This is a genomic window from Pseudoxanthomonas beigongshangi (assembly GCF_016820515.1).
Lineage (GTDB): Bacteria > Pseudomonadota > Gammaproteobacteria > Xanthomonadales > Xanthomonadaceae > Pseudoxanthomonas_A > Pseudoxanthomonas_A beigongshangi.
On record NZ_JADHDV010000003.1, the window covers coordinates 240,197 to 248,788 of the forward strand.

Here is an 8,592-nt window from a genome sequence, read left to right on the forward strand (position 1 = left end):
CCCCCGGCCGGCATCGTCGGCGCCTCATCTGCGAAGGAGCCACCGATGCGGCGTTTCCTGTTCCTGCTGTTGCTGGCCTGGCCGGCGTTTCCGGGCGCGCGGGCGCAGGCGGCCCCGCCCCCCCACTCCGCCCCGGCGACCGAGGCGGCGGTGCGCGCCCTGCTGGCTCCCTGGGACCGTCCCGACATGCCCGGCGTGGCCGTCTCGATCACCCTGGACGGCCGGATCGTCCAGCACGCCGAGGTCGGCTCCGCCGATCTGGAGCAGGCCACGCCGGTCACCCCGGATTCGGTCTTCCACGTCGCCTCGGTCTCCAAGCAGTTCACCGCCTTCGCGATCCTGCTGCTGGAACAGGATGGCAAGCTGTCCATCGACGATCCGCTCTCGCGCCATCTGCCGGAAACCGCCGACTGGGCGCCGATGACCCTGCGGCAACTGCTCAACCACACCGCCGGCCTGCGCGACTTCGGCACCCTGATGCCGGCGGCCGGCTGGCGCGAGGAGGATCTGCTCACCGATGAGCAGGTCCTGCGGATGGTGCTGCGCCAGCGCGGCGGCAACTTCGCGCCTGGCAGCCGGTACCAGTACAACAACACCGGCTATGCGCTGCTGGGCGAAGTGGTGCGGCGGGTCTCGGGCCAGTCGCTGCGGGCGTTCTGCGACGAGCGCATCTTCCAGCCGCTGGGCATGCGCGACACGCGCTTCGGCGACGAAATCGACGATCGGGTGCCGCATCGGGTGCCGTCCTGGCGATCGACGAAGGACGGCTACGTCCGCGACGTGCTGAACAGCACCACCACCGGCTCCACCGGACTGCTGACCACCGCCGCCGATCTCAGCCGCTGGGCGCTGAATTTCGAGACCCACGCCGTCGGCAACGCCGCGCTGTTCGCGCGCATGCGGGAGCAGGGCGTGCTGGTGGACGGCACCGTCAACTTCTACGCGCTCGGCCAGGAGCGCCATGCCTGGAACGGCCTGGATACCTGGAGCCACGGCGGCCGCGACGCGGGCTACCGCGCTTTCCTGCTGCGCGTGCCCGGCGAGCGCTTCAGCGTGGCGGTGGTGGCCAACGCCAACGATGTCGACACCTCGGAAATCGCCTACGGCGTCGCCGCAGCCTACCTGTCGCATCGCCACGGTTACCGCGTGTCGTCAACGGACAAAAGCGGGCCGGGCCGCCGCCAGCTCACGGCGTATGCCGGCGACTACGAACTGTTCCCGGGCTACTTTTTCCGCGTCACCAGCGACGGTCGCCGCCTGTTCGTCGCCACGCTCGACGATCCCGATCCGGAGGCGTTGCCCGCGTTGTCGGCCAACCGCTTCCTGTTGAGTGAAAAATTCAATCAGGTGCTGGAATTTCCCACCGGGGGAAAAGGCCGGCCTGACCGGCTGCATTTCGTCATCGGCCAATACGGCCGGATCGACGCCCTTCGAGTGAAGCTGGCGGCGTTCGATCCCGCCAGCGCGCGCGCCGGCGAGTTCGCCGGTCGCTATCACAGCGACGAACTGGACACGGACTACGTGCTGACGGTCGAAGGCGACCAACTGCGCATCCACCACCCGCGCTGGCCAACGGCCACGCTGCAACCCTACCAGCGCGATCTGTTCCGCAGCTCGGCGTGGTTCCTGCAGAAGATCGCGTTCCAGCGTGACGGCGCCGGACGCGTAACCGGTTTCCTGCTGTCGGGCCCGGTCGCCGAGAACATCGTCTTCGAGCGGATCGCCGATCCCTGAGCCCTGCCAACGCGCAGGCGCCGGTCGGGCCCGCGATCCGGCGGCGGTGCCTCAGTAGGCGAACTCGCGGAACACCGGATCGACGCTGCCGTTCCATTCGCCGGCGAACAGCTTGAGCTTGCGCTCGGCCGGCGTCTCGTTGGATTCGACGATTTCGATCAGCGCGTCGAGGAAGCCACTCTCGTCCACACCCTTGCTGTTCACGCACGCGCGGCGGCGCAGGCCGGCGACCGCGATCTTCAGCGCCTCGGCGGCGACGTCGCGCACCGTGCCTCCGCGGAACGGCAGTTTCAGCGCGTCGCGCGGCACGCCGTCGCGCAGGGCATGGCGCTCGGCCAGGCTGAAGTCCTTCACCAGATCCCAGGCCGCGTCCAGCGCCGTGTCGTCATACAGCAGGCCCACCCAGAACGCCGGCAACGCACACAGGCGATTCCACGGGCCGCCGTCGGCGCCGCGCATCTCCAGGAACTTCTTCAGCCGCACTTCCGGGAACGCGGTGGTCATGTGATCCGACCAGTCGCGCAGGGTCGGCAGCGCGCCCGGCAGCACCGGCAGCTCGCCCTTGAGGAAGTCGCGGAAGCTCTGCCCGCTGGCGTCGTGGTAGATGCCGTCGCGGTAACTGAAATACATCGGCACGTCGAGCAGATAGTCGACGTAGCGTTCGTAGCCGAAACCGTCTTCGAACACGAAGTCGAGCATGCCGGTGCGATCCGGATCGGTATCGGTCCAGATGTGCGAGCGATAGCTCTGGTAACCGTTCGGCTTGCCCTCGGTGAACGGCGAATCGGCGAACAGCGCGGTGGCGATCGGCTGCAACGCCAGCGACACGCGGAACTTCTTCACCATGTCCGCTTCGCTGGCGTAATCCAGGTTGACCTGCACGGTGCAGGTGCGGGTCATCATGTCCAGGCCGAGCGAACCGACCTTGGGCATGTACGACTTCATGATCTTGTAGCGGCCCTTGGGCATCCACGGCATTTCGTCGCGCCGCCACTTGGGCTGGAAGCCCATGCCGAGGAAACCCAGCCGCAGTTCATCGGCGACTTCCTTGACTTCCTTCAGGTGGGTGCCGACTTCGACGCAGGTCTGGTGGATGGTTTCCAGCGCGGCGCCGGAAAGCTCCAACTGGCCGGCCGGTTCCAGGGTGACCGAGGCGCCGTCGCGGGTCAGCGCGATCACCCGGCTCTTTTCCTCGACCGCGTCCCAGCCGAACCGGGTCAGGCCCTTCAGCAGCGCCTCGATGCCGCGCTCGCCGTCGAATTCCGGCGGACGCAGATCGTCCAGGCGGAAACCGAACTTCTCGTGCTCGGTGCCGATGCGCCAGTCTGCGCGTGGTTTCTCGCCACCGGCGATGTACTGCACGAGCTGCGTGCGATCGGTGATCAGCGTATCGGCGACGTGGCTGGGGCTGGACAAAGGCGGACTCGCACGGCAGGGAACGACGATGTGGGGCTGCGGCGCAGGCGCCACAAGGGCGGCAATATAGCGTGCCGCCCGTCCCGGCATCATCGCCATCGCCCACATCGCAGTGTTCCGCGCCTGCGCTGGCCGCTCCCGGCTCGACCCCGCGTGGCGCGGAGGCTACCCTGCCGCCATGCCTCGCCGCCCGCTTCCCACCAGCCGCCATCCCGAACTCCACCGCACCAACCGGGTCGGCTGGCTGCGCGCGGCGGTCCTGGGAGCCAACGACGGCATCGTCTCGGTGGCCGGCATCGTGGTCGGCGTGGCCGCCAGCGGCGCGGCGCCCGAAACCATCCTGATGACCGGCGTCGCCGGCGTGGTCGCCGGCGCGATGTCGATGGCGGCCGGCGAATATGTGTCCGTGCAGTCACAAGCCGACACCGAAGCGGCGGATCTCGCCATCGAGAAACGCGAACTGCATGCCGAGCCCGGGCTCGAACTCGCCGAACTCACCCAGATCTACGTGCAGCGCGGACTCGAACCCGCGCTCGCCCGCCAGGTCGCCGAACAGCTCACCGCCCATGACGCGCTGGCCGCGCATGCGCGCGACGAACTGGGCATCACCGAGGAATTGCGCGCGCGTCCGTTGCAGGCGGCGCTGGCCTCGGCCGCCGCCTTCACCGCGGGCGCGGCGGTACCGATCGTCGCGTCCGTGCTGGCGCCAGCGGATCGGGTCGCGGCGGTGACCACCGCCGTCACCCTCGTCGGCCTGCTGGTATCCGGCGGCCTCGCCGCGCGCATCGGCGGCGCGCCGGTGCTGCGCGGCGCGTGGCGGGTCGGCTTCTGGGGCGCGGTGGCGATGGCGGCGGCGGCGCTGGTGGGCCGATTGTTCAATGTCGCCGTGTAATCCATCGCCTTGCCGATGAATGCGGTCGTCGCCCCCGGTCCCTCCCTGCTCGTGCGTCTCGGCGCGCTGGTCGACTGCACGCGCGCGGAAGGCTACGCCTGCATCACCGCGCGCCACGAGCACGGCGCGCATGCGGTGGACATCGATCATCCCTGCATCGCGATCGTGCTGCGCGGTCGCAAGCAGGTGCGCACGCATGCGCAGGCGCTGGAATTCGCACCCGGCGATCTGTTCCTGATCGCGCGCCGCTGCCGGATGGACGTGGTCAACATTCCCGACCCGGACAGCGGCCTCTACCTGACGGTCACGATTCCGCTGTGCGAGGAAGTGCTCGCCGCCGCGCGCCTGCTGTGGTCCGAACCGATCACCGGCCGGGGCGACGATCTCGCGCGCCTGGACAGCGCCGATTTCGCACCGGAGCTGCAGCATTGGCTGGCGTCGTTGCAGGCCGGTCACTACACCGAGGCGCGGCTGGCGCTGGCCGCGCTGACCGTGGCGCTGTGCCGGCGCGGACACACGACCATGCTGGTGCCCCCGCCCGCCCGCCTGGCGATGCGGATTCGCGATCTGATCCGCGCCGATCCCGCCCGCGATTGGCAGTCGCAGCACATCGAAACCACGCTCGGCCTGAGCGGCGCGACCCTGCGTCGGCGCCTGGCCGGCGAAGGTACCGGGCTGCGCGAGATCATCGCCGCCGCGCGCCTGGCCTGCGCGATGGATCTGCTCTACACCACCGACTGGCCGGTGAAGACGGTCGCGGCACGGGTCGGTTACCGCTCGGTCGCCAGCTTCAGTCGTCGCTTCAGCGAACGCTACGGCCTGGATCCCGCGCGCATCGGCAATGCCTGAACCGCATTGAGCGTTTGACGCCACGGATTGAGCGTTGCGCTCGCGGGCGCCGACCTAGGATGAAGTCTCCGCGGCGACGCCGCTTCGATTCTTCCCCCATGGCTTCCATCCGCTTGCATCCCCGTCTTTTCCCGCTGGCCTCGTTCGCCCTTTTGGCCACGCTCGCCCTGCCCACCGGCGCGCAGACCGCGCCCGCCCGGCAGGTGCCCGGCGTCTACCACCAGGCCATCGGCGACCTGCATGTCACCGCGCTGTTCGACGGCGTGGTGCCGCTGACGCGCGCGGAGCTGTCCGGGATCGACGAGGCCGGCAAGCAGGCGCTGCTGTCCTCCCGCCACGTTCCCGAATCTCCGCACGGCCTGCAGACCGCGGTCAACGCCTATCTGGTCCAGCGCGGCAACGTGCTGACCCTGGTGGACGCCGGCACCGCGCGCTGCTTTGGCCCGGGCCTGGGGCATGTACTGGAAAACCTGCGACATGCCGGTTACTCGCCGGAACAGGTCGATCAGGTGCTGATCACCCACGCGCATCCGGATCACCTGTGCGGACTGCTCGATGCGCAGGGGCGCGAGGCGTTCCCGAACGCGACCGTCTGGCTGGCGCGCGCCGACGCCGACTACTGGCTGGATCCGGCGACCGAGACCCGCACCGACACACCGGCGATGTATCGCCCGTTGTTCAAGATGGCGCGTGATGCGGTGGCGCCCTATCGCGCCGCCGGCCGGCTGCACCTGTTCGCGCAAGGCGAACGGCTGCCCGCCGGCGTGAGCGGCCTGGATTCGCGCGGACACACGCCGGGCCATACCTCGTTCCTGTTCGAGGCCGGCGCGGGCCAGCAGTTGCTGGTCTGGGGCGACATCGTCCATTACCACGCGGTGCAGTTCGCGCGCCCGGACGCTTCCTTCGAGGCGGATCTGGATCGCGGCCGGGCGATCGCCAGCCGCCGCGCGCTCATGGCCCGGACCGCCGACGCCGGCTGGTGGCTGGCGGGCGCGCACCTTCCCTTTCCGGGATTGGGGCATGTCCGTCGCGACGACGACGCCTTCACCTGGGTGCCGGCGGAGTTCTCGCCGCTGCCTGGCGAACCGTGATCGGAAGGCCCGGTGGTTGCCGGGCCGGCGCGCGCTAGGCCAGTTCCAGCCAGTCCATGACCACCTGGCGCGCCTCGTCCACGCCCTGCTTGGACTCGGAGGAGAACACCTGCACGCCGACACTGTCGCCGAAGGCGGAGAACAGCTCCTTCTTCACCGCCTGCAGGGTCTGCGACTGCTGGCCACGGCCGAGCTTGTCGGCCTTGGTCAGCAGCGCGTGCGCCGGCAGCCCGCGCTGGACCGCATAGCCCAGCATCTGCCGGTCGTAGTCCTTGAGCGGATGGCGGATGTCCATCACCACCACCAGGCCCTTGAGCGCGTCGCGGCGCTGGAAGTAGTCCTGGATGAAGGCTTGCCAGTGCGCCTGAAGTTCCTGCGGCACCTTGGCGTAGCCGTAGCCCGGCAGATCCACCAGATGGCGGTCCGGCTGGACCTCGAAAAACACCAGTTGCTGGGTCCGGCCCGGCGTCTTGGACACCCGGGCCAGCGCGTTGTGGCGGGTCAGCGCGTTCAGTGCGCTGGACTTGCCGGCGTTGGAACGGCCGGCGAAAGCCACTTCCCGGCCGCTATCGGGCGGGAGCTGGCGGAAATTGTGCGCCGAGAGCAGGTAGCGGGCGGAATTGAGCAGGTTCGACATGCCACTAGGATGGCATGGGCGGGCCGCGGACTGGGCCGCCGGACGGCGATCGCGGCCCGGATCCGCCGTTCCGGCGCATCCGAATTGACCGCGGAGCCCCCCCGCAGGGATAATTCCGGGGTTTCGCGGCCGCCATGGGGCGCCGCTTCTTGAAGGTTTTCGGAGCTTTAGCACATGCGCCACGCTCGCGTTTGGGGACTTGCAGGACTGGCCATTGCGGCCGTTGGGGCGGTTGCCTATGCACAGACCACGGTCGTACCGGTGCCGGACAATGCGCCGGTGGAGACCGCGTCGCTGGATGTTGATCTGACCAAGACCACCTGGGGCGACGCCAAGGCCGGCCAGACCAAGGCCGCCGCCTGCGCCGCCTGCCATGGCGCCGACGGCAACCCGACCGATCCGCAGTACCCGCGCATCGCCGGCCAGAGCGAGCGCTACATCGCCCGCCAGCTGGCGCTGTTCGCCGATGGCCAGCGCACCGGTGGCCTGGCCGCGGTGATGGTGCCGTTCGCCCAGACCCTCAGCGCGCAGGACATGCGCGATGTCGGCGCCTACTTCGCCACCCAGAAGGCCGGTGCCGGCCTGGCCGACGATTCGGTCGTCGCCGACGGCGTCTACAAGGACATGAAGTTCTACGAGATCGGCCAGAAGCTCTACCGCACCGGCGACGCCAGCCGCGGCGTTCCGGCCTGCATGGCCTGCCACGGCCCCACCGGCGCCGGCAATCCGGGCCCGGCCTATCCGCACATCGGCGGCCAGCAGCAGGCCTACGTGGTCCGCCGCCTGCAGGAGTACCAGGCGGGCACGACCACCGAGAAGGATCCCACCCATTTCAACACCATGGCGCAGGTCGTCCACTCGCTGACCGAGCAGGAAATCCAGGCACTGGGCAGCTATCTGCAGGGCCTGCACGACCGCGCCGACGACGAGGCCGCCGCGAAGACCACGACCGCCAAGAAGTCGTGAACTTCGCCGCTTCGTCGCGGTCCTGATTCACAGCTCCTGTTCATTGCGCCGGCCCCACCATGGCCGGCGTTTCTTTTTCCAGCGCCCGTGGAGGAAACCCCATGAAGACCCGCCTGACCCTGCGCCTCGTGTTGTCGGCGCTGTTCTCGCTGTTGCCGATGCTGGCGCTGGCCGCCGACGCACCGGCGCCGAAGGAAGGCGTGGACTACGAGGTCATTCCCGACGGCAAGCCGTTCGCGCCGGTCAAGGGCAAGGTCGAAGTGGCGGAGGTGTTCTCCTACGCCTGCATCCATTGCGCCCATTTCGAACCCAAGCTGCAGGCCTGGAAGCGCAAGCAGGGCCCGGCCGTGCAACTGGTGCAGGTACCGGCGGCGCTGTCCTCCTCCTGGGTGCCGTATGCGCGCGCCTACTACGCCGCCGAAATGAGCGGCGTGCTGGGCAAGACCCACGCGGCGGTGTTCGCGGCGCTGCACGAAACCGGCGCGCTGCCGATGAACAATCCCTCGGCCGATGAACTGGTCACGTTCTATGCCGGCTACGGCGTGGACCGCGCGCGCTTCAATGCGCTGCTGCGCGGCCCGGAAGTGGACGCGCGGCTGGAGAAGGCGCGTGCCTTCGCCATGGCCAGCGGCGTGCGCGGCACGCCCACGCTGATCGTCAACGGCAAGTACCGCGTCACCGGCGGCAGCACCTACGACGACGTGCTGCGCATCACCGATTGGCTGGTCGCCCGCGAGCGCGGCGCCCGCAAGTAACGTAATGCGGGTGACACCGTCTCGCCCGCGGCACAGAATGTGCGGTCCCTTTGCGGGCCTCGCCCGCCCCCGAACCTTTCCCATGCTGGAGTCAGTGCCATGAAACTTCGTCCGCTCCTGATGACGCTCGCCCTGCTGCCGCTGCTGGCGGCCTGTGGCCAGACCAACGCCCCCGGCGCGACCACGCCGGCCGCCGAGACCGCCCCCGCCACCACGCCGGCCGCGGAAACCCCGGCACCGGGCACCGACGCC

The 8,592-nt window shown here is 69.3% G+C and carries 8 protein-coding genes and 1 pseudogene; 7 read left to right on the top strand and 2 right to left on the bottom strand.

All coding sequences use genetic code 11. The features are described 5' to 3' along the window. Positions 1 to 45: 45 nt before the first annotated feature. Positions 46 to 1,734 (top strand): serine hydrolase domain-containing protein, encoded by a 1,689-nt coding sequence (locus tag IQ458_RS03770; protein WP_203321952.1) that lies wholly within the window; start codon positions 46 to 48, stop codon positions 1,732 to 1,734. Positions 1,735 to 1,785: 51 nt separating this feature from the next. Here IQ458_RS03770 and IQ458_RS03775 read toward each other — a convergent pair whose 3' ends face one another. Further along, on the bottom strand, positions 1,786 to 3,249 hold the full coding sequence (locus IQ458_RS03775; RefSeq protein WP_425504627.1) for a glutamate--cysteine ligase: 1,464 nt from the start codon (positions 3,247 to 3,249) through the stop codon (positions 1,786 to 1,788). Between the two features lie 79 nt (positions 3,250 to 3,328). Between IQ458_RS03775 and IQ458_RS03780 the strand changes: the two genes are divergently transcribed. The 3 genes from IQ458_RS03780 to IQ458_RS03790 all read left to right on the top strand — a co-directional run bounded on the left by IQ458_RS03780 (position 3,329) and on the right by IQ458_RS03790 (position 5,982). Beyond that, positions 3,329 to 4,042, top strand: coding sequence for a VIT1/CCC1 transporter family protein (locus tag IQ458_RS03780; protein ID WP_183640513.1), 714 nt, complete (start codon positions 3,329 to 3,331; stop codon positions 4,040 to 4,042). 15 nt (positions 4,043 to 4,057) lie between these two features. Next, positions 4,058 to 4,891, top strand: coding sequence for a helix-turn-helix transcriptional regulator (locus IQ458_RS03785; RefSeq protein ID WP_203321954.1), 834 nt, complete (start codon positions 4,058 to 4,060; stop codon positions 4,889 to 4,891). 98 nt (positions 4,892 to 4,989) lie between these two features. Further along, positions 4,990 to 5,982, top strand: coding sequence for an MBL fold metallo-hydrolase (locus IQ458_RS03790; protein WP_203321955.1), 993 nt, complete (start codon positions 4,990 to 4,992; stop codon positions 5,980 to 5,982). 34 nt (positions 5,983 to 6,016) lie between these two features. Here IQ458_RS03790 and yihA read toward each other — a convergent pair whose 3' ends face one another. Next, on the bottom strand, positions 6,017 to 6,619 hold the full coding sequence (yihA, locus tag IQ458_RS03795) for a ribosome biogenesis GTP-binding protein YihA/YsxC (RefSeq protein WP_183640504.1): 603 nt from the start codon (positions 6,617 to 6,619) through the stop codon (positions 6,017 to 6,019). A gap of 174 nt (positions 6,620 to 6,793) precedes the next feature. On the opposite strand from yihA, the gene IQ458_RS03800 reads away from it, so the two are divergent. From IQ458_RS03800 to IQ458_RS03810, 3 genes and pseudogenes are all read left to right on the top strand, one after another. Continuing rightward, positions 6,794 to 7,585, top strand: coding sequence for a c-type cytochrome (locus tag IQ458_RS03800; RefSeq protein ID WP_183640501.1), 792 nt, complete (start codon positions 6,794 to 6,796; stop codon positions 7,583 to 7,585). A gap of 101 nt (positions 7,586 to 7,686) precedes the next feature. Next, positions 7,687 to 8,340, top strand: coding sequence for a thiol:disulfide interchange protein DsbA/DsbL (locus IQ458_RS03805; RefSeq protein ID WP_203321956.1), 654 nt, complete (start codon positions 7,687 to 7,689; stop codon positions 8,338 to 8,340). A 99-nt stretch (positions 8,341 to 8,439) separates the two neighbouring features. Next, positions 8,440 to 8,592 (top strand): annotated as a pseudogene (locus tag IQ458_RS03810) (thiol:disulfide interchange protein DsbA/DsbL); the annotation flags it as partial.